This is a genomic window from Myxococcus xanthus (genome assembly GCF_006402735.1).
GTDB classification, from domain to species: domain Bacteria; phylum Myxococcota; class Myxococcia; order Myxococcales; family Myxococcaceae; genus Myxococcus; species Myxococcus xanthus_A.
Genome location: NZ_CP017174.1, coordinates 7,433,623 through 7,453,009, shown reverse-complemented (window position 1 = coordinate 7,453,009; position 19,387 = coordinate 7,433,623). Strand labels below are relative to the sequence as shown.

General features: G+C 69.5%; 19 protein-coding genes. 6 read left to right on the top strand and 13 right to left on the bottom strand.

All coding sequences use genetic code 11. The annotated features are described in order from the left end of the window. Positions 1-10: 10 nt before the first annotated feature. From BHS09_RS30610 to BHS09_RS30585, 6 genes are read right to left on the bottom strand one after another with little or no spacing between them, the layout of a single operon-like run. A complete protein-coding gene (locus tag BHS09_RS30610) occupies positions 11-871 on the bottom strand; it encodes a hypothetical protein (protein ID WP_140799781.1) in 861 nt (286 codons plus the stop codon). Further along, a complete protein-coding gene (locus BHS09_RS30605; protein WP_140794954.1) occupies positions 868-1,458 on the bottom strand; it encodes a DUF350 domain-containing protein in 591 nt (196 codons plus the stop codon). The genes BHS09_RS30610 and BHS09_RS30605 overlap by 4 nt, the downstream gene beginning before the upstream one ends. A 12-nt stretch (positions 1,459-1,470) precedes the next feature. Continuing rightward, positions 1,471-2,079 carry a CAP domain-containing protein gene (locus BHS09_RS30600; protein WP_237079915.1) on the bottom strand — a complete coding sequence of 203 codons (609 nt, stop codon included), beginning with the start codon at positions 2,077-2,079 and terminating at the stop codon, positions 1,471-1,473. After that, on the bottom strand, positions 2,018-2,467 hold the full coding sequence (locus tag BHS09_RS30595) for a S41 family peptidase (RefSeq protein WP_174260468.1): 450 nt from the start codon (positions 2,465-2,467) through the stop codon (positions 2,018-2,020). The genes BHS09_RS30600 and BHS09_RS30595 overlap by 62 nt, the downstream gene beginning before the upstream one ends. Before the next feature lie 19 nt (positions 2,468-2,486). After that, positions 2,487-3,368, bottom strand: coding sequence for a phosphatase PAP2 family protein (locus tag BHS09_RS30590; protein WP_140799778.1), 882 nt, complete (start codon positions 3,366-3,368; stop codon positions 2,487-2,489). Next, a complete protein-coding gene (locus BHS09_RS30585) occupies positions 3,361-4,293 on the bottom strand; it encodes a fatty acid desaturase family protein (protein ID WP_237079914.1) in 933 nt (310 codons plus the stop codon). The genes BHS09_RS30590 and BHS09_RS30585 overlap by 8 nt, the downstream gene beginning before the upstream one ends. Before the next feature lie 25 nt (positions 4,294-4,318). Here BHS09_RS30585 and BHS09_RS30580 point away from each other — a divergent pair, with 25 nt between their 5' ends. From BHS09_RS30580 to BHS09_RS30570, 3 genes are read left to right on the top strand one after another with little or no spacing between them, the layout of a single operon-like run. Further along, the gene (locus tag BHS09_RS30580; protein WP_140799776.1) at positions 4,319-5,308 is read left to right on the top strand and encodes a DUF3419 family protein; all 990 of its coding nucleotides are present in this window, start codon (positions 4,319-4,321) and stop codon (positions 5,306-5,308) included. Next, the gene (locus tag BHS09_RS30575) at positions 5,305-6,225 is read left to right on the top strand and encodes a GNAT family N-acetyltransferase (RefSeq protein ID WP_140799775.1); all 921 of its coding nucleotides are present in this window, start codon (positions 5,305-5,307) and stop codon (positions 6,223-6,225) included. The genes BHS09_RS30580 and BHS09_RS30575 overlap by 4 nt, the downstream gene beginning before the upstream one ends. Then, positions 6,195-6,902, top strand: a complete 708-nt coding sequence (locus BHS09_RS30570) for a TenA family transcriptional regulator (RefSeq protein ID WP_140794947.1) — start codon at positions 6,195-6,197, stop codon at positions 6,900-6,902. Before BHS09_RS30575 ends, BHS09_RS30570 begins: the two co-directional genes overlap by 31 nt. On the opposite strand, the gene BHS09_RS30565 is transcribed toward BHS09_RS30570, so the two are convergent. Both BHS09_RS30565 and BHS09_RS30560 read right to left on the bottom strand, forming a co-directional pair. Further along, positions 6,899-7,978 carry an aquaporin gene (locus BHS09_RS30565; RefSeq protein WP_140799774.1) on the bottom strand — a complete coding sequence of 360 codons (1,080 nt, stop codon included), beginning with the start codon at positions 7,976-7,978 and terminating at the stop codon, positions 6,899-6,901. The genes BHS09_RS30570 and BHS09_RS30565 overlap by 4 nt on opposite strands. Positions 7,979-8,153: 175 nt before the next feature. Further along, positions 8,154-9,452 carry a glycosyltransferase family 39 protein gene (locus BHS09_RS30560; protein WP_335929706.1) on the bottom strand — a complete coding sequence of 433 codons (1,299 nt, stop codon included), beginning with the start codon at positions 9,450-9,452 and terminating at the stop codon, positions 8,154-8,156. A gap of 199 nt (positions 9,453-9,651) precedes the next feature. Here BHS09_RS30560 and BHS09_RS30555 point away from each other — a divergent pair, with 199 nt between their 5' ends. Then, positions 9,652-11,742 (top strand): thioredoxin domain-containing protein, encoded by a 2,091-nt coding sequence (locus BHS09_RS30555; RefSeq protein WP_140799773.1) that lies wholly within the window; start codon positions 9,652-9,654, stop codon positions 11,740-11,742. Between the two features lie 22 nt (positions 11,743-11,764). On the opposite strand, the gene BHS09_RS30550 is transcribed toward BHS09_RS30555, so the two are convergent. From BHS09_RS30550 to BHS09_RS30540, 3 genes are all read right to left on the bottom strand, one after another. Continuing rightward, entirely contained in the window at positions 11,765-13,264 is a 1,500-nt protein-coding gene (locus BHS09_RS30550) for a transglutaminase-like domain-containing protein (RefSeq protein WP_174260601.1), read from the bottom strand. Positions 13,265-13,327: 63 nt separating this feature from the next. After that, entirely contained in the window at positions 13,328-13,795 is a 468-nt protein-coding gene (locus tag BHS09_RS30545) for a GNAT family N-acetyltransferase (protein WP_140794943.1), read from the bottom strand. Beyond that, complete coding sequence (locus BHS09_RS30540) at positions 13,707-14,786, bottom strand: D-alanine--D-alanine ligase family protein (protein WP_140796660.1); 1,080 nt, start codon at positions 14,784-14,786, stop codon at positions 13,707-13,709. The genes BHS09_RS30545 and BHS09_RS30540 overlap by 89 nt, the downstream gene beginning before the upstream one ends. A 134-nt stretch (positions 14,787-14,920) precedes the next feature. Between BHS09_RS30540 and BHS09_RS30535 the strand changes: the two genes are divergently transcribed. Both BHS09_RS30535 and BHS09_RS30530 read left to right on the top strand, forming a co-directional pair. After that, positions 14,921-16,216 carry an HD domain-containing protein gene (locus tag BHS09_RS30535; protein ID WP_140794942.1) on the top strand — a complete coding sequence of 432 codons (1,296 nt, stop codon included), beginning with the start codon at positions 14,921-14,923 and terminating at the stop codon, positions 16,214-16,216. Beyond that, a complete protein-coding gene (locus BHS09_RS30530) occupies positions 16,213-17,742 on the top strand; it encodes an MBL fold metallo-hydrolase (RefSeq protein ID WP_140794941.1) in 1,530 nt (509 codons plus the stop codon). Before BHS09_RS30535 ends, BHS09_RS30530 begins: the two co-directional genes overlap by 4 nt. On the opposite strand, the gene BHS09_RS30525 is transcribed toward BHS09_RS30530, so the two are convergent. Continuing rightward, positions 17,739-18,419, bottom strand: coding sequence for a hypothetical protein (locus tag BHS09_RS30525; protein WP_237079911.1), 681 nt, complete (start codon positions 18,417-18,419; stop codon positions 17,739-17,741). The two genes, BHS09_RS30530 and BHS09_RS30525, sit on opposite strands and share 4 nt — an antisense overlap. Before the next feature lie 181 nt (positions 18,420-18,600). Continuing rightward, positions 18,601-19,365 carry a GlsB/YeaQ/YmgE family stress response membrane protein gene (locus BHS09_RS30520; RefSeq protein ID WP_237079910.1) on the bottom strand — a complete coding sequence of 255 codons (765 nt, stop codon included), beginning with the start codon at positions 19,363-19,365 and terminating at the stop codon, positions 18,601-18,603. Positions 19,366-19,387 lie beyond the last annotated feature (22 nt).

The following is a 19,387-nucleotide window of genomic DNA, read 5'->3' as shown; positions in this document are numbered from 1 at the left end:
CCCAGGGGCGTCAGCCCGCCGTGTCCGGCCCCCCGTTCAAGGGCAGCACCTTCCACAGCCGGGGCTTGTCGTATTGGGGCGGAATCATGCCCAGCGGCCAGCCCGGGGAGGTGACCTCCGCGTACAGGTAGCTGCGCCCGGCGTAGCGCAGCGCCGTGCCCTTGCCGGGCAGCCCCACGCCCACCGCCGCGTGGGACAGCGGGTCGGAGTACAGCACCACCGCGTCGATTCCCGCCTGCCGCAGCAGCATCACCGCGAGCACCGCCTTGGAGTCGCAGTCGCCGCGATTCTCGGCGGGGACCAGCGCCGGTGGGACGATGCCGAAGGCCTCGTGCTCCGGCAGTTCGTAGTCGATGCGCTGCACGAAGCCGACGATGAGCTGCGTGGCCTGCGCGGCATCCAGCCTCCGCTCGCGGATGGAGGCGACGAACGTGTCACCCAGCCTCCGCACGGGCTCGGCGTTGGTTCGCATCAGTTCCTCGTAGATGCAGCGCATGTCGGCGCTACAGCCGGGCGGTGCGTTGAACGAGAAGCGCTCCCTGCCCAATGAGCGGTAGTTCAGCCGGCGGCCCAGCGCCGCGTGTTCATCCGCCAGGGTCTGCGCCAGCGCCGTCCCCAGGCCGTAGGAGACGTGGTGCTCGGGGGGCTGGATGCTGTCCGCTCGCCAGTCGTAGTCACGGGCCCGCTGCGGTGAGGTGCCCGGCGGGAGCAGCACCAGTCCCAAATCCACCGCGCGGGCGCCGCTGGGATGGCCGGGCTCCGGTGGCGCGATGTCCATGCCCGCCAGATGGCCCAGCGTGCCCAGGCCGCAGCAGCAGATGCAGCTGGCGAGGCCCACCACGCCGAGCATCCATTTGAAGAACGTCTTCACGCGGGCGCGCGCAGCGTCCCTTCAGGGAGCTGGGGGAAGGGGATGAGCCCGTTGAGCGCCGCCTGGAGGCCCGGGGCGGTCAGCAGCGCCAGGACCAGCAGGATGGCGGAGAGGATGAGCGCCGCCGCGACGTTGCCCTTGCGCACTTCCGCCAGCTCGTCGATGCCCGGCGTCATCCGGTCGAACAGCAGCACACCCGTGCCGAGCACCGTGACGCCCACGCCCAGTGACAGCCCCACGTGCAGGACGGCCACCGCGACCAGGCGGCCGACGACCAGCAGATGCAGGGGCGGATTCTGCACGGTGAGGTCCAGCGCGTCCGACGTGGCCTGCACCGCGTGCTGCACCAGCAGCCCCAGTGACACCATGCTGGAGGCGTGGACGAGGCAGGCGGCAACGTTGCCCTGGCGCAGCTCCTCCACGGGGTTGGCGCCGAGGATGCGGCTCAGTCCACGCAGCGCGAGCCAGATGCCCAGCGCGGCGACGAGGCCGCCGAACACCACCTTGATGAGACCGACGAATAGCAGGACGAGGTCCATGACGAGCGAGGCGAGCCGGGCGCCCTGGATGAGCGCCCGGCCGCGCATTCTATCCCGGTGTTACTGCCGGCCGAAGGCCTGCGTCCAGTAGTGCCGGTACGTGCTGCTCGGCGCGTTGAAGTAGCCGACGCCCATCTCCAGCAGCGCCGGGTTCATGATGTTGTTGCAGTGCCCGGTGCTGGTCATCCAGCCATTCACCACGGCCAGGGCCGTGGAGTAGCCGGCCGCGACGTTCTCCGCGGCGTTGCGGTACGTGTAGCCCGCCCAGTTCATCCGCTGCCAGGGCGTGGAGCCGTCCGAGCCCGTGTGGCTCATGAAGTTGTTGGTGCCCATGTCCTTGGAGTGCTTGCGCGCCGCACACCGCAGCTGGGCGTTGTTGCTGAGTGGGGGCGCGGGAGGCTTGGCCACGCCGCCACAGACGGCTCCGGCGGCGCGGTGCTCGTTGACGAGCACGAGCACCTGGTCTTCCAGGGCCGCCCACGCGGAATTCCACGTCGTCACGTCGTCGCAGTACGCGGCGGCAGTGACGGTGGCGGACCCTCCCTGCGTCTCCGCTGAGGGGATGATGACGCCTTCACCGGCGGGTGTCTCAGGGGGGGGCTCCGGCTCACCACAGCCGGTGAACATCGCGGCACCCAGGACAGCGACAGCAAGAAAACGTGAGTTCATGACTGCTCCTTTCCACGGGGTGTGGAGCGCCATCCTGCCGCTGCACACGCCCGCATCGAAAGGCGCCGCTCGCACTCACTCCGGCAAGCGCCTGCTCGCGTGCTTGGAGCACGTCGATGGCCTTCAAAAGCGCTGCGTCTCTGCCCATCGCGAAGTCTTCCGTGGTGGGCACAATCTCTTCATCCGGGACAATTCCCACGCCATGGAATGTGGGGCGGTCGGGACGAAGAACTTCCATCCCGGTGTACATGAACCGGAAGCCGTCCGGGAGCACCAGCTTGGTGATGTTGCCGTTGGTGCCCGCGCTGCGCTGCCCCACCACCCGGACGCGGTTCGCGCCGACCAGCATGGTGGAGAAGTTCTCCTGAGAGGATTTGAAATCTTTCACGGGCGGGGCGTCTGGCCAATCACTGTCCTGCCTGGGCCAGGTTCGATAGCGCCGTCCGCGCCTCCCAGCGCGCCTGGAGCCGGGGGAAGCAGGCGCGAAACACCATGAACCACACGGCGCCCGCCAGCAGGTCCACGGCATAGTGATAACGCAGCACCAGCGTGGACATGAGGATGGCCACGGCGACGGGCACCATCAGACGGAATCGCCACGGGTGCTGACGCCGGTCGTGTTCGAGCAGCACCAGCGTGATGTACGTGTGCAGGCTGGGGAAGAGGTCGTAGGTGGACGAGCCGCTCGCCACGACGGCGGCATTCAGTTGTGTGAACCAGCCACCTTCAATGGGGAGGGTGAACAGCTCCGGCCAGGCGGCCACGGGCCCGACGGCGGGCATCAGGTAGTAGCCGGCGATGCCCGGGACATAGGCGGAGAAGACGTCGATGAAGAAGCGCTCCGCCCGCGCACGCGGCCCCACCAGCGCCCAGGCCATGGCGAGGTGCAGGTAGCCGTGGAACGCCAGATAGCTGGCACTGAAGAACTCGCTGACCCAGGGCGTGCTCCACCGCTGGAGCCATGCGGCCGGGGTGATGCCGAACAGGAACACGTCAGCGGACAGGAGCCACGCGTCACGCGTCACGAGCCCCAGCGCGGGGACGGCCTGCTTCACGGAGGCATAGAAGAAGAACGTCGCGAGGTAGGCGAGCAGCAGCCGCGCCCGGAAGACATGGGCCACTGCGTCCAGTCGCGCCAGCAGCGCCACGCTGCCCATGAACATCACCGTGCCGCCAACCGCTTGCACGGTGACGGCCGCGGAGACTCCCGCGACGAACACCAGCGCCGTCGAGAGGGTGATGCCGAACGCCGCCAGCAGGACTTCGTGCGGGTACAGCCGCTCAGGCATTGGGCGTGGCGGGTTTCGCCCCTCGGATGAGCGAACCGGAGAGGACGCCGCGTACGAACGAGAAGTAGGACGGGATGAAGGGGGCCCCCTGCGCGACGAGGTCCGCGCGCAGCGTCCGGTGCAGCTCGGGCAGGTTGTACCAGGGCACGCGGGGATACAGGTGGTGCTCCAGGTGGTAGTTCTCGTTGCACATGAAGAAGCGCGTCACCGGGTTCGACAGGATGGTCCGGGAGCCTCGGACCGGGTGCGTGCTCTCTGGCAGGAAGGTGTGCTGGCTCATGCCCCGGACGTTGACCAGGGTGTTGAGGAGGAGCATCGGAATCGCCCATGCATGGAGCAGCACCTGTCCGGGGATGAAGATGACCGCGGCCGTCAGGCCCGCGACGGCCAGCGCCACCTCGAACAGCACCCATCGCCGCTCGGCGGCCGTCCCCTGCCGCCAGCCCAGGATGGGAATCATCGTGATGTACGCGGGGTAACCGAGCAGCAGCCGGCCCACATGCATCAACAGCTCCAGCCAGCGCCGACCCGTGTAGTTGGCGTAGTGGTCCGGGTCCTTCCCGCCGCCCAGGTCGGCATGGTGCTTCAGGTGCAGCACCTTGTAGGCCGCGTAGTTCTGCAACACCGGGAGCGCGCAGGCGATGCCACCCAGCCGGTTCAACCAGGGCCGCCGCGCGAGGCCACCGTGGACGGCCTCGTGGGTGAACAGGCTGATGCCATGCAACGACGCCGCGGCGATGAGGTACAGCGGGGCGCGAGCGAGCCAGTCTGTCCAGGCCGCGTCCCGCGCCGCGAGCACCACGGACAGCGCCGCCGCGCCGAGGTAGAACAGGAGGAACACGGCGAGCCGCGGAACGTGCCGCGCATCGACCTGCTCCAATTCACGCAACTGCGAAGGGGTGAGGGATTCTGTCGCGAGCGGCATGGGGGTTCCGAGGTAGAACCATGCCATGGAACCTGGCTTGGTTTCGACGCCGCCCCTTCGCTTGAAGTTCGCCGTTGTCCGGGAGGATGCCGCGCTGGAACTGGCGCTCGTCGAGCGCACGCGGGCACGGGCCGTGCTCACGGTGGCCTCGGGAGGTTGCACACTCCTCACCCTGGCGCGGCGCCATCCAGCGCTCGAACTGGTGGGCTTCGATTTCAACCCGCGTCAGCTCGCGCATGTCCGGGAGAAGGCGGAGGGGCTCGGTCGCCTTCCGCTGGCGCGTTACAGCGTGGAAGAGGAGGACACCACGGCTCTGAATCAGCGCGGCGAATTCGAGGGGCTCTTCCGCACGCTCCGCCGGTTCATCGAGGAGTTCGTCGCGCCCGCGCATGAACTCGCCGCCTTCTTCGCGCCGGCCACCACGGCCTCACAACGCCGGGAGGTCTGTGCCCGCTGGTTCGCTTCGCCCTACTGGCCCGTGGCCTTCGAGCTGGCCCTGGCGGCGCCGCTGCTGAACACCATGTTCGGTCCCGCGGCGACACAACATGCCGAGCCCGGCTCGTATCCTGGCTATTTCCAGGCGGTCTTCGAACGCGGGCTCCAGCGCGAGGATGCGCCTCGAAATCCCTTCCTCCAGCACGTGCTGCTCGGCGGGTACCTGCGTGAGGATGCCCCCGAGTATCTCCGGGCCGAAGGCCCGCTGGCGCTGACGCTCGTCCAGGGCTCGTTGCCGGATGTGCCGCGCCTGGACCGCTTCGACGTCATCTCGCTCTCCAACATCTTCGACTGGTCGGAAGACGCGCTGGTGGCGGAGTGGGCAGGTTTACTCGCGCGTGAGGCGCGGCCCGGTTGCGCCGTCCTCATCCGTCAGCTCAACAACCGCCGGGACCTTCGCCGCTTCTTCCAGCCTGCCTTCGAGTTCGATGACGCGCTCGGCGCGGAGTTGCTTGCCAGGGACAGGAGCCTGTTCTACGAGCGCATCGAGGTCGGCTTCCGCGTGCCAGACAGCCCATGAGTGACGTGCGCTTCATCGTTGCCCGGCCCGACTCGCTCGGGCCCTACGTCGAGCGGCTGCGCCTGCTGGAGCGCGAAATCCTCTATCCGCTCGCGGATGGAGCCGACCACTTCTTCATCGACCATGGGCCCGGGTACCACCCGTTCTTCTCCTCCATGGGAGAGGCGTACTTCCTTCTGGCGCTCCGTGGCGACGACTTGCTCGGTTCCGTGACGGGGGTCTTGCGTCCGGTGTGGCACGGGTCGCGAAAGGTGGACGCGCTCTACATCTGCGACCTCAAGCTGGCGAAGCACGCGCGGGGCTCCGGGCTCTCCACGAAGCTCCTGCTTCAGGGCCTCAAGCACCTCTTCCTCATTCCCCCGCTGCGCCGGATTCGTTTCCTCTACGGCGCGGCCATGCGCGGCGCCCGGGGCGACGTGATGCGTATCGCCCGAGGCTGGAACCCGCTGCGCATGGGACGTCCGGCGAGCCGGCTCGCGCTCTACTTCGTACCGCCCTCGCGGCTCGAGGCGTTGGATACCCGGCGTGCGCCCCCGCGTCCCACGGGAGCGGGGCTCCGCCTGGGACCCGCTCCCGCCAGGACGCTGGAAGGGGCGGGGTGGTGCACCACGGCGGGGGACAAGGACCTTCAGCGGCTGTCCACGGGACGCCCGTGGCCACTGGTCCACCTGGCGGCACCGCCCGAAGCCTGGACGCACGGCTGGGGCGAGTACCTTCGTACCTGCGGTGTGGAGTTGGCGGCGCGCGGGGGCGAGGCGCTCACCTGTTTCAGCATCGACGAGCGGCTGGAGGACCATGTCCGCTGGCTGCGTGAGGTGGGCATCGCCCAGGATTCGGTGTGCACCGTCTATTCTCTCGACCTCTCCTTTCCAGTCAGAGCGCCAGCATGGGTGCACCTTCCCTCGTCCGAAATCTGAAGCTGCGTCAGTACATCGCCGGACTCAAGGCGGCGTGGAACGCGTTGGACGCGCCCTACCTGTGTGCGCTGAGAGACGGCACCTTCGCGCGGGAGGACTTCGTCGAGACGCAGCTCCAGTTCTTCTCCGCGGTGGCGCACTTCTCCAGGCCCATGGCGATGCTCGTCAGCCGTCTGCCACATCCCAACCAGCGGTTGCCGCTGGTGGAGAACATCTTCGACGAGCACGGCCGCGGCACGTTGGCTCACGGCCACGAACGCACGTTCCACTTGCTCCTCGCGCGCCTGGGAGTTGAGACGGCTCGCGCGGAGCGACATGGGACATGGCCGGAGGTGCGTGCCTTCAACGTCGCACTCACGGGCATCGCCGCGTTCGAGGGGCCGCTCACCGGGCTGGCCGTGTTCGGCATCATCGAGGACCTGTTCAGTGGCATCTCCCTGGAACTGGGACGCGGCATCGTCGCGCGGGGCTGGCTCCAGCATGGCGAGGTGGTGCACTACCCCACGCACGCGGACCTCGACGAGGAGCACGCGGAAGGCTTCTACCGGCAGCTCGATGTGCCCTACGAGACGGAGGCGGGGGCGGCCGAGATTGAGCAGGGCCTGGCGCTGGGCGGGCACCTCTTCCTGGGCCTGTACGACGGCCTGTTCCGGGCGCGTCACCGCCGGCTGGCTTAGGGCCGCGGCCCGCCCGGACCTTCCCGCGCCGCGTCGCCGACAGCGTAGAGCCGCAGCCATCCCCGGTTTCGGAGGAGTTGGTGGATGGGGGCTCGGAGCTCCGCGCGGAGCCGGGGTTCCTCGGTGGTCACCGCGTCGGCGGAGACTGGCAGTTGCCAGGAGACACCGCCGAGCTGCGATGGCGCGGGGGATTCGCCCGCGAGCACCAGCCGGATGATGAGCGGTGGCAGGTCCGTGTCCTCGCTGGCGCGCCATTGCGCCGTGGCCCGTGCGCGCTGCGGCGAGGCCAGGTGGTTGAAGATGCCCACGGCCTGCTGCGCGACCTCCGGCTGTGAGCATTCGAAGACGATGGACCAGACGCGGGCCTGCTTCATTCGCGGCGCCCGCTGCAACCAGCGGAAGAGCAGCACCGCGAGCGCGGCGCCCAGCAACTGCGCGGCGATGATGGACTCCACATCCATGGGGTGCATGGCGCTGGGGCGGGTGCTGAACGCCCGGGCGAGGATGAGCGCCGGATTCGCCAGGGCACGGGAGTCGGTGAACCAGACGGTGGCGGCCAGATAGCCGGCGACCACCAGAGGAATCGCAGCGGGGCGATTCCGCACGCAGCCGCGCACCATGACGAGCAACCCGAAGGTGGACACCAGCTCCGTGACGAACTGCGCCGAGCTGGCCGCGGGCTCACGCGCGGCGACGAGCATCGGCTCATGGCACATGACGTGGGCCACCAACCGGCCCGCGACGGCGCCTCCCACCTGGGCCAGCACGTACAGGGGAACGTCACGCCACGGGGTGCCGTCTTCGAGCGCATCCGCGAAGGTGAGCGCGGGATTGAAGTGCGCGCCCGTGAGCGGCTGAAGCACGAAGGCCAGGCATGCCAGTACCGCGCCCGCCGCCAGGGACATGAAGAGACGTCCATCCGTGGCGCTCACGCCCAGGTGCTCGGCGCCGTGGTGGGCACCCTCCAGGGCCACCACGAGCAGGCCACACCCCAGCGCCTCCACCACGAGCCGCCGGGAGCGGTTCATCCGGGCCACGTCATCCGGCGCGGCAGGGGATTGGAATGCGTGCGTCACGGCAAGCCCCTCCTGGAAGCAGGTCCGCGGGCCCCTGGGAGAGACCGGCTCCACCAACGCACCTGGAGCCGGCAACCTATGGCTCACCCGTGGCACCGTCAAAGGCAGGGGACCAGACTGCCCGTCGGTGAACAAGGCCCGTTGGCTGGGACACGGAGGTCCCCGGAGTCGACGCTCAGGGCTTTCGCGCTCGCAGTCGCCACACCTGGAAGGTGTGCAACCGGCGTCCATGGAAGTCGCCGAAGAGCTCCACGGGGCCTTCCAGCGCGGTGAAGCGAGAGGCCAGGTCCTCGGGAGGCTGAGGCCCTCCCTCGCTCACCCACAGCACGTCGTGTCCGGGCGTCACGTCCGGGGCGGACCAGAGGTCGTACTGACTGAAGCGGGCCGGAGCCCCTGTCTTCGTGAGCCGCCGCGCGTAGTAGGCCACCTGGGACGCCAGTTGGTAGTTGGGCGCGTACACGGCGGCCACGCCGTCGGGCGACAGGTCCGGGAACAGCCGCTGCGGTGTGGCCAGCTCGCGCAGCACGCTCCATCCGTGCGTCCGCCATAGCGCCGTATCCCGGCGGAAGTGGAGCAAGGGGAAGAGCAGGTGCGAGCCCATCACCAGCACCACCGCCAGCCCGCTGAACGCCGCCGCGCGCTGCCAGAGCGGCCGCATGCCCGCCACGCCCACGCAGGCCGCGATGTACGCCGCGGACGGCCAGTTGGCCTCCCCCCTTGTGCGCAGCGACGCGTAGCCGAAGAAGAGCAGGGGGACGCAGGCCGCCATGCGCAGCAGGAAGTGCTCGCGCGGACCGCGCACGCCGTACACCAGCGCGAGGGGAAAGAGCACCGGTCCTCCCAGGGCGAGCTGGCCCGCGAGGAACTCGCCGAAGGTGTGCCAACTGCTGCGCCAATCGCGTCCCAGGCCATGGCTGAGCTGGAAGGCGAAGCCCACCCAGTCATGGCCCGCGTTCCAGAACACCACCGGCGCGAAGACGGCGCCCGCCAGCGTCGCCGTGCGCCACGCGCCCCAAGGCATGCGCCGCGCTCGCACCGCGGTGATGAGGAACGCCACGCCCAGCAGCACGGCCGGGTACTTCGACAGCAGGGCGCACCCTCCAGCCAGTCCCGCCACCACCCATCGCTCCCGCCACAGGGCCCACAGGGTCAGCGTCCAGAACAGGAGCAGGGGGGAGTCAGGCGTGGGCCATACTCCCGCCACGGCGCCCGCGGGGACGGCGCTCCACAGCGCCGCCGCTCGCCAGGCTGTCGCCGTGTCACCATGGACGTCGCGTGCCAGCCGCCACACCGCGGCCACCGTCCCCACGCCGCACAGCATCGCCGTGCCCTCGATGCCCAGCAGGGCGATGTGCCATGCCACCAAGGGTGGGTGGTCGAAGTAGCCCCAGTCGAGCTTGCGGGCCCATTGCCAGTAATAGGCGGTGTCGAAGTAGACATCCGTGCCCAGCACCAGGGCGAGCCGCGCCCCCATCGCCACGCCGAGCAGCGCCACGCAGGTCTTCAGACTGAGTCCCGTCGAGGCGGGACGTTGGACGGCGGGAGACGGCGGAGACACGGTGGCGACCTACTCCGTCCGCCCCTCTGTTGACCACCATCCCTCCAGTGCTTTCGGCTTGCCCGCCCTCACGCGGGTTCGTATCTCGACAGCAATTCCTCTTCCTGGAGTCCCGATGGCCACGCCCCCTCCGTCAGCTGACACTTCCAATCGTCTGGCCCGGGAACCCTCTCCGTATCTGCGCCAACACGCACACAACCCCGTGGACTGGTTTCCCTGGGGGGAAGAGGCGCTCGCGAAGGCGAAGGCGGAGAACAAGCCCATCCTGCTGTCCGTGGGCTACTCCGCCTGTCACTGGTGCCACGTCATGGCGCACGAGTCGTTCGAGTCACCCGAGACGGCCCGGCTGATGAACGAGGGTTTCATCAACATCAAGGTGGACCGCGAGGAGCGGCCAGACCTGGACCAGATTTATCAAGGCGTGGTGCAGCTCATGGGGCAGGGGGGCGGCTGGCCGCTCACGGTGTTCCTCACGCCAGACCTGAAGCCCTTCTACGGCGGCACCTACTTCCCGCCGCAGGACCGCTATGGCCGCCCGGGCTTCCCCCGGCTGCTGATGGCGCTGCGGGACGCGTGGGAGAACAAGCAGGACGAGGTGCAGCGGCAGTCGGCCCAGTTCGAGGAGGGGCTCGGGGAGCTGGCCACCTACGGGCTGGAGGCCGCGCCCGCCGTGCTGACGGCGGCGGACGTGGTGGGCATGGGCCAGCGCATGGCGAAGCAGGTGGACGCGGTCCACGGAGGCTTCGGCGGCGCGCCCAAGTTCCCCAACCCGATGAACTTCGCGCTGATGCTGCGCGCATGGCGAAGAGGCGGGGGCGCGCCGTTGAAGGACGCGGTGTTCCTGACGTTGGAGCGCATGGCCCTGGGCGGCATCTATGACCAGTTGGGAGGCGGCTTCCACCGGTACTCGGTGGACGAGCGCTGGCTGGTGCCCCACTTCGAGAAGATGCTCTACGACAACGCGCAGCTCCTGCACCTCTACGCGCAGGCGCAGCAGGTGGAGCCTCGCCCGCTGTGGCGCAAGGTGGTGGAGGAGACGGTGGCCTACGTTCGCCGCGAGATGACCGACGTGGGTGGCGGCTTCTACGCGGCGCAGGACGCTGACAGCGAGGGCGAGGAGGGGAAGTTCTTCGTCTGGCGCCCGGAGGAGGTCCGCGCGGCCTTGCCGGAAGGGCAGGCGGAGCTGGTGCTGCGCCACTTCGGCATCAAGCCCGGCGGCAACTTCGAGCACGGCGCCACGGTGCTGGAGGTGGTGGTGCCCGTGTCGGAGCTGGCGCGGGAGCGCGGCGTCTCCGAAGACGCCGTGGAGCGCGAGCTGGCCGCGGCGAAGCAGACGCTCTTCGACGTGCGGGAGCGGCGGGTGAAGCCGGGCCGGGATGACAAGCTGCTGTCGGGATGGAACGGGCTCATGATTCGCGGGCTCGCGTTGGCCTCACGTGTCTTCGGCAAGCCGGAGTGGGCGAAGTGGGCGGCGGACGCCGCGGACTTCGTGCTGGAGAAGGCGTGGGACGGGACGCGGCTGGCGCGCTCGTACCAGGAGGGACAGGCGCGCATCGACGGCTTCCTGGAGGACTACGGCGACCTGGCCTCGGGCCTCACCGCGCTCTACCAGGCCACCTTCGACGTGAAGTACCTGGAGGCGGCGGACGCGCTGGTGCGCCGGGCCGTGGACCTCTTCTGGGATTCGGAGAAGGCGGCGTACCTCACCGCGCCCCGGGGACAGAAGGACCTGGTGGTGGCGACGTATGGCCTCTTCGACAACGCCTTCCCGTCCGGCGCCTCCACGCTGACGGAGGCGCAGGTGGAGCTGGCGGCGCTCACGGGTGACAAGCAGCACCTGGAGCTGCCGGAGCGCTACGTGGCGCGGATGCACGACGGGCTCGTGCGAAACGCCATGGGCTACGGCTACCTGGGCCTGGCGGCGGATGCGCTGCTGGAGGGCGCGGCGTCCGTCACCGTCGCGGGCGCGTCCGACGACGTGGCGCCGCTGCGGGCCGCCATGGACCGTGCCTTCGCGCCCACGGTGGCGCTGGCCTGGAAGGCACCAGGGCAGCCCGTGCCTGCGTTGCTGCAAGGGACTTTCGAAGGACGTGAGCCCGTGAAGGGACGGGCCGCCGCCTACCTGTGCCGGGGCTTCGTCTGCGAGCTGCCCGTCACCGAGCCGGACGTGTTGGCCCAGCGGCTGGCGGCGCTCACCGGCCCCTGAGCAGGGGCCGGCGCGGCCTGCGTTACTTGACGGCCGTCACCTTCAGCGCGCCGATGAGCGGCGTGATTTCGGCGTTGCCTTCCTTGCCGAAGGCGAAGTGGGTCGCGTCCGCCACCACCTGGTTGAAGGTGGGGTCCAGTTGGGTCCACTCGCCCACGAAGGCCTCCACCCATTCGTGCCAGTAGAGGGCGGGCACGCCGTCCTGGTTCACCATGTAGATGACGCCGTCCACGCGCCGGGCGGGCACTCCCGCCGCGCGCAGCAGCGCCACCGACAGGAGCGAGTGCTCCGTGCAGTCGCCCTTCTTCTGGCTCAGCACGTCCGTGGCCCGGTCCGCGCTGGCGCCGTAGTCCTTCTCCAGGTTGGAGTACACCCAGGTGTTCACCTTCTGGGCGATGCGGTACGCGTCCTTCTCCGTCCCCACAATCTGCTTCGCCAGCTCGCGGATGGCCGGCGCTTCGCTCTCCACCACGAGGGTGGACTTGAGATTCTCTCCGCCCTCCGGGTCCTTCAGCGGCAGGGGCTTGCGCGCCTTGGGCGCGGCGGCGGACAGCGTCACTTCCACGCTGCCGTCCGGCTGCGGCTTGAACTGCTGGCGGTACGTCTGCTCCTGGAACTTCGCGGGCAGGCCCTGCACCACCAGCGTGACGTTGCCGGGCACGGTGCGAGCGGACTCGGGCAGCGGCTTGGGCAGCACCACGCGGGTGAGGCCGAAGACTTCCACCAGGTCCAGCCGCTTCGCGACGGCCTCCGTCTCCTTCCGGGCCTGCATCGTCGTGCCGTAGTCCACCAGCACCATCTCCCCGCGCTGGGTGATGTACGAGACGACGGGGACCTTCTCCTTCTCCGACACGGTGACGGCCTTGCCCAGCTTCACCTGCACGCCGTTGATGGTCCGCTGCTCCTCGGGCTCCACGGTGGTGGAGAGGCCGTAGGACTCCAGGTCCATTCCATCCAACGAGAAGCCCGTCACCTTCGCCTTGCGCAGCAGCGCCACACGCGGCGGGTCGGCGTCCTCCACTCGCTCCTTCGTCGGCGGCAGCTTGGGCAGCGTCTCGTCGGGGCGGCCCGGGCGCTTGCGCACCACCTGGAAGCCGTTCGCGGTGGCCGTGCCCTCCAGCGTCTGCGTGCCGCCATCACCCGTCTGCTTCACGACGAAGGACAGCAGGCGCCCACCGGGCTTCGCCTCGTAGATGCGCTCCTCGTCATGCATGCGCTCCGACACGCGCGAGCCCACCATGGCCTTGAAGACGAGCTGGTTGGTCGTCTTCACCCGTGCGGGCTGGCCCGGCAGGACTTCCAGGTCGGTGAAGAGCCAGCCGACCTTCTTGTCCATGAGGTACAGGCCGAAGTACTCGCCGCCCTTGGGCCGGGCGGCCTTCACCACGTCGGAGACGGGAGCCTGGGTGGCAGCGGCCTTGGCCGCCGGGGCGGGCGCCCTCGCGAGCGCGGACGGTGCGCCCACCAGCAGGGCGCACAGGGGCACGAGGGCCAGCAAGGTCGGTCGGTGCGTGCGAGTCATCGTGCCCCTTCTAACGAGGGAAGGGGCCGTTGTCTTCACCCGCCCGGCCTGGCGGCGCGGGGACTACAGCCGCTTGGTGAGGATGATGAGGTCGTCCCCCACCTTGTAGAAGTCCCGGATGCGGGCCTCCTCGCCGTACTTCATGGAGGCGTAGAAGCCGCGCGTGGGGCCGTAGGCCTCGGTGGCGCTCGTCTCCACGCGGATGAGGCGTCCGTTGCGGCGGCGCAGGTCGCCCTCCATGGCGGAGACCAGCGCCGCGCCTACGCCCTGACCGCGAACTTCCGGTGCGGACGCAATCCAGTACAAGTCATAGGTGTCCTCCGTCATCGGCGTGGGGCCGTAGCAGACGTAGCCCACGAGCTCGCCGCCGCGGTCCGCGACGATGATGGCGTAGTCCGTGTTGCCCGGCGTGAGCGTGGTGTTCGCCAGCTCGATGGCGACCTCAACCTCCTGCGGCGAGAAGGTTTCGATCTTTCGAATCAGGGCGGCGATTGGCGCCCGATCCTTTTCTTCGATGGGACGGATGTCCATGTGCTCTCTCGAGCGCGACCTCCACGAGCCGGGACGCCAGGGCCGGATAGTCCATTCCGGCGGCCAGGGCGGCCTTGGCGAACCCCGCGCTCGGATGAAGGTCGCAGTTGGGGTTGATGTCGATGACGTAGGGCACGCCCTCCGGGGATACCCGGAGGTCGACCCGTCCATAGTCCTGACAGTCCAGTGCTGCAAAGGCTTCCAGCGCAACCTGCACGCAACGGGACTCCAGGTTCGCGTCCAGCCGGCACAATCCGCTGGTGGTGTCCCGATACTCCGCCGACGCCGCCTCCCACTTGGCGTTGTAGGAGACGATGTTGGGTCTGTCCTCGAACGTACGACCGAAGACGATTTCCGTCAGGGGCAGCGCCTGGCGCGGCCGGTTGCCGAGCAGCGGCACATAGATTTCCCGCCCGGGGATGAACTGCTCCACCAGGGCCGGCTGATGAAACTCGCGGAGCACCGCGTCACAGGCGCGGACCAGCGCGGCGCGCTCGTGCACCACGGACTCCGACGTCACGCCCATGCTGGCGTCTTCGCGCGCGGGCTTGACGATGAGCGGCCAGGGCAGGTCCACCGCCAGCGCATCCTCCAGTCGCTCCACCACGCGGAAGGGCGGGGTGGACACGCCGCGCGCGGCGAGGACTTCCTTCGCCTTGGGCTTGTGCAGCGCCAGGCCCAGGGACAGCGCGCTCGAGCCCGTGTAGGCCAGCCCCAGCGCGTCCAGCAGGCAGGGGACGGCCATCTCGCCCCGGCTGTCGGCCGCCAACGATTCGCAGAGGTTGACGACCAGGTCCGGCTGGCGCCGGCGCAGGGTGTCCACGAAGTCGAACCGGTCACCTTCGATGGCGAGCGGTTCGACCAGGGTATCGCCCCGGTTGAGGGCGTCCGCCATGGAGGAGACGACACGGACCACATCCTCCCGGGCCTCCCGCCCAGGGTCGTCCTCGAGGAGGTCGTGGTCGCGGTTGTGCAGCAGGATGATGTGCATTCGGTGGTGCGGGAGGGTTACCACGTCCCCTGCCTCCATCACAGTCCACACGCGAGGTCGGCTGCCCCCCGGAAAGGTTCGCGGTACGTTTGATGACCTCCCGAGGGGGTATCCAGGAGTATGGAAAGGGAATCATGCGCATCCGTGACCCCATCCACGGCACCATCCCGGTCAGCGACCCCGAGAAGGCCGTCATCGACAGCCGGCACTACCAGCGGCTGCGGTATGTCCGACAGCTTGGCTTCGGGGACCTGGCCTTTCCCGGGGCCACGCACACGCGCCACATCCATTCCCTGGGCGCCATGCATGTCGCCTCGCGCGTGTTCGGCGCGGTGGCTGCTCGCTCGTCGCTGCCGGAGGACGTGCGGGAGCGCTTCTGCGCGGCGGTGCGTCTGGCGGTCCTCTGCCATGACCTGGGGCACATGCCGCTGTCACATGCCTCGGAGCGCATCGCTCCGAAGCGCTCGCTCCTGCGCCTGCCGTCCTGGCTGGACGGCACCGCGGAGGGCGAGCTGGCCACGCACGAGGACTACACGGCGAAAATCCTCCTCGACAGCTCGCTGACGCCCATCATCGAGAAGCACTTCGGCGGCATGGGGATTACGCCCATGGCGGCGGTGGCGCTGGTGTCGGGAGCGAAGCCGCCGAAGGACCCGGGCTTCACGCACCAGGGCGTGGACTGGACGCCGCTGCTACGCGCCATCGTCTCCGGCGAGCTGGACGCGGACCGCATGGACTACCTGCTGCGCGACTCCTTCTACACAGGAGTCAACTATGGCCGGTACGACATGGATTGGATTGTCAGCAACCTCAATCCCGCGATGAAGGACGGGCGGGCCTACCTCGCCCTCAGCCGGGCGGCGGCCTTCGCCTTCGAGGACTTCCTCCTCAGCCGCTACCACATGTTCGTGTCGGTGTACCTGCACCACACCTCGGTGAACTTCGACTACATGCTGCGGCGCTACTACGAGGAGTCGCCCGGCGAGTTCGAGATTCCTTCGGATCCGGAAGAGTTCCTGCTCTGTGACGATTCGGCGCTCTGGTACACGCTGCGCCGCTCCAAGAATCCGTGGGCCCAGCGCATCAGCCGGCGGCAGGGCTACAAGCTGCTGGCGCAGTTCACGGAGCGGGACACGGGCTACGACCTGGACGTGCTGCGCAGCGCGCTGGTGTCCCACAAGTTCGACCACTACGTCGTCGAGTCCCAGAACGTGCTCAGCAAGTACACCTCCGGGCCGTCTGGCCGTGGGCCGAGCCTGTACATCATCGACGCCTCCACCGGCCGGCTGACCGAGGTGGCGCGCTACACGCCGCTGTACCAACGCTACAGTGGCGCGGTGCGGCTCGTCCGGCTGTACGTCCGGCCAGACCAGGCGGACAAGGCACATGCGTTGATGGGCCGGGTACTTGGCCAGGCGGTGGAATCATGAGCGAGCGTCTTCCCAGTCTGGGCCTGGGCCTGGACCTGCTGACCCACAGTCCGGTGGAGGCCCGCCCTTCTTCCGTGGCGCTGCTGTACCGGCGCGCGGGGGAGGGCGTGGAGGTCTTCTGGGTGAAGCGCGGCAAGGCGCTTCGCTTCGCGGGCGGCTTCTATGCCTTTCCCGGAGGCAAGCTGGACGCGGCGGACGCGGACGTTCCGGTGGCGGGCGCCAGCGGGGAGGAGGCGGCGCTGCGCTCGGCCGCGGCGCGCGAGCTCTTCGAGGAGACGGGTGTGCTGGTGGCCAGCGGCGCCGAGGCGCTGTCCGCCGTGAAGGTGGAGTCGCTGCGCAAGGCGCTCCTGGACGGGACGCTGGGGTGGGGCGCTTTGTTGAAGGCGGAGGGGTTGTCGCTGAACGCGGATGACTTCCGGGCCGCGGGCCGGTGGGTGACGCCGCCGGCGTTGCCCGTGCGCTTCGATACGCGCTTCTACCTGGTGGAGATGCCCGCCCACGCGCGCGCGGAGTGGTGGCCCGGCGAGCTCGCGGAGGGCGCCTGGGTGAAGCCCGCTGATGCCCTGGCGCGGTGGGGAGATGGCACGGCGCTGCTGCACCCGCCCGCGGTGCATGCCTTCCAGGTGCTGGGCGCCTTCACGGATGCGTCCGACGTCCTGGCGCGCCTGGCGACGCCTCCGTTCTGTCCGGGTTACGTCTCGCAGCGCATCGAATTCCAGCAGGGCGTGCGCGTGGTGGCGCTGGAGACGCCCACGCTGCCGCCGGCCGCGCATACCAACGCGTATGTGCTGGGCAACGGCGAGCTGCTCATCGTGGACCCGGGCGCCGCGGACGTGAAGCAGTACGCGAAGCTGCTGTCGCTGGTGTCCGGCCTGAAGGCGGAGGGGCTGCGGCCAGTGGCGGTGGTGCTCACCCACCATCACGGTGACCACGTGGGCGGCGCGCGCGCGGTGAAGGAGCGCCTGGGCATCCCGCTGTGGTGCCATGCGCGCACGGCGGACCGGCTGGACTTCCCCGTGGAGCGGTTGCTCGAGGATGGCGACGTGCTGGAGCTGGCGGGTGCGGTTCCGCAGCGCTGGCGCGTGTTGCACACGCCGGGGCATGCGCAGGGGCACGTGTGCCTCGTGGACGAGCGCAGCCGCTCGGCGGTGGTGGGAGACATGGTGGCCGGCGTGGGGACCATCGTCATCGACCCGCCGGAAGGGCACATGCGGGACTACCTGTCGCAGCTCGCGCGGCTGCGGGACTGGCCCGTGAGCACGCTGTACCCGGCGCACGGCTCGCCGATTCCGGACGGGCCCGCGAAGCTCCAGGAGTACCTGGACCACCGGGCGGCGCGGGAGGCGCTCATCCTCCAGTCCGTGCCACCCAACGGCGCCACGCTGGCGCAGGTGGTGTCCCTGGCCTACGCGGACACGCCGCCGCTGATGCACCCCATCGCGGAGCGCAGCGCGCTGGCCACCCTGGAGAAGCTGGTGGAGGAGGGCCTCGTGCGTGAGGAGTCGCTCCAGTACTTCCGCGCCTAGAAGCGGCCGGCGAGTCCGAGCGCCCCTCCTCCCGGGGCCAGGCTCACCGTGGGCACCATTTCCACGGGGCGCTCCTGCTGGCGTCGCCGCTCGTAGGCGCCATGGGACAGCTCGAATGCGAGGATGGACGTCGCCACGGGTACGGCGAAGGTGGCGGTGAGGACCGCCCAGGACGCTTCGTCCGACAGCGCCACGACGGTCAATGGCGCGGCTGTTCCCACCAGTCCGCCCAGCAGCGTGGGCAGGAATCCGCCGCGTGCATCCATCAGCGAGCCTCCCAGGTACACGCCTGACGCCGCGCCGAGCCCCATCCCAATCGAAGCGCTGATGAGGCTGAGGTTCCTCCCGGAGCGGCACTCGCTGTAGCCGCAGGACACCCGGTCCGACACGAGGACACCTCCGAGGAAGGTCACCGCGAGGCTGGAGGCGCCAATCAGCGCGCCGCCCACCGTTTCGCCCACGAGGCGCGCGCCCAGCGGAAACGGCGCATCCTGGGACGGATGCAACTGGGGAGAGACCGGTGGCCTGGAGGCCGGTGATGGCCGATCCACCACGGGCCGTTGCCGCGCGGGCGTCACGGGCTCTGGCATCCGCGGTGCGTCATCCGTTGGCTGGGCGAGCGCGAGGGCGGGCAGCAGGAGCGTCAGCAGGATGGGGCAATTCGGATGGGAGAGCATGGGGGCTGATGCTCGTAGTGAGAGCACGGCGCGGGCTCGGATGCCATCGCCTCCGTGATGGGTTTCGCGCTGAACGGACGGCGCGGGTCGGGCGCGAGTCCCGTGGTGCGCTGTTTGGAAATGTCGGGGGTTTTGGGCGGCGCTTTCAACCGGTCATCGCAACAGCCCGGGGGGCTTTGCCTCAGAAGCTTCCGGCGAGGCCCAGGCGCGGCCCGCGTTCGCCCATCCCGGCGACGGGGACCACCTGGAACGTGCTCGGGGCCTTGCGGGTGAGCGCGGGGCGCTCTTCTCCCGGCGACGACAGCTCATAGCCCGCGACGGCGCCCACCACGGGAAGCAGCAGCAGGAACACCGCTCCGCCGGGTTCGTTGTCTCCGATGCCCAGTAGCGCGGAGCCGATCAGCGCGCCACCCCAGCCCACGAGGCTGCCCCCCGCGGTGGCGAGGAAGGTGCCCTGGCCGCCCATGAGCTTGCCGCCCATCCACGTCCCAGCGGGGATTCCCACCACCACGCCGGTGATGCCACCGACGCCCGCGACGATGCCGCACTCGTCGCAGCCCACCGTGGACGCACCCACGATGAAGCCGGTGAGCATTCCCACGGAGCCCGCGATGATGCCGCCACCGGCGCCGGCCAGGAACTCCACCGCCACCCTTGGCACGGGGTCCGCGGGGCGGGCGTGGGCCTTGCTGGGAAGGGCCTGTTCGTTGACGGAGGTCGTGCCTTCCGTCTCCTGACTCGGGCGGGAGTCGTCCCCGGCGTCTTCGTCGCGGCGCGTCGGCGCGTCCCAGCCGCCGGGGGCTGGAACCAGGGGCGGCGGCGTCAGCTCGGAGGCGGGCGCCCGGGCGGGCTCGCTCGCGGGGGGCTCCTGCGCCCAGGCGGCGTTCTGGCCCGAGGAGAGGACCAGCATGGCCAACCCGATGGAGTGCGCTCGCGAAACCTTCACCTGGGACACGCTACCGCAACGA

Bases quoted from the DNA above. Each gene is read 5' to 3' on its own strand.
- BHS09_RS30585 (WP_237079914.1), bottom strand. From the start codon at position 4,293: ATGCCGCTCGCGACAGAATCCCTCACCCCTTCGCAGTTGCGTGAATTG.
- BHS09_RS30590 (WP_140799778.1), bottom strand. From the start codon at position 3,368: ATGCCTGAGCGGCTGTACCCGCACGAAGTCCTGCTGGCGGCGTTCGGC.
- BHS09_RS30540 (WP_140796660.1), bottom strand. From the start codon at position 14,786: ATGCACATCATCCTGCTGCACAACCGCGACCACGACCTCCTCGAGGAC.
- BHS09_RS30600 (WP_237079915.1), bottom strand. From the start codon at position 2,079: ATGAACTCACGTTTTCTTGCTGTCGCTGTCCTGGGTGCCGCGATGTTC.
- BHS09_RS30555 (WP_140799773.1), top strand. From the start codon at position 9,652: ATGGCCACGCCCCCTCCGTCAGCTGACACTTCCAATCGTCTGGCCCGG.
- BHS09_RS30525 (WP_237079911.1), bottom strand. From the start codon at position 18,419: ATGCTCTCCCATCCGAATTGCCCCATCCTGCTGACGCTCCTGCTGCCC.
- BHS09_RS30570 (WP_140794947.1), top strand. From the start codon at position 6,195: ATGGGTGCACCTTCCCTCGTCCGAAATCTGAAGCTGCGTCAGTACATC.
- BHS09_RS30550 (WP_174260601.1), bottom strand. From the start codon at position 13,264: ATGACTCGCACGCACCGACCGACCTTGCTGGCCCTCGTGCCCCTGTGC.
- BHS09_RS30580 (WP_140799776.1), top strand. From the start codon at position 4,319: ATGGAACCTGGCTTGGTTTCGACGCCGCCCCTTCGCTTGAAGTTCGCC.
- BHS09_RS30560 (WP_335929706.1), bottom strand. From the start codon at position 9,452: ATGGGGGCGCGGCTCGCCCTGGTGCTGGGCACGGATGTCTACTTCGAC.
- BHS09_RS30535 (WP_140794942.1), top strand. From the start codon at position 14,921: ATGCGCATCCGTGACCCCATCCACGGCACCATCCCGGTCAGCGACCCC.
- BHS09_RS30530 (WP_140794941.1), top strand. From the start codon at position 16,213: ATGAGCGAGCGTCTTCCCAGTCTGGGCCTGGGCCTGGACCTGCTGACC.
- BHS09_RS30545 (WP_140794943.1), bottom strand. From the start codon at position 13,795: ATGGACATCCGTCCCATCGAAGAAAAGGATCGGGCGCCAATCGCCGCC.
- BHS09_RS30575 (WP_140799775.1), top strand. From the start codon at position 5,305: ATGAGTGACGTGCGCTTCATCGTTGCCCGGCCCGACTCGCTCGGGCCC.
- BHS09_RS30605 (WP_140794954.1), bottom strand. From the start codon at position 1,458: ATGCGCGGCCGGGCGCTCATCCAGGGCGCCCGGCTCGCCTCGCTCGTC.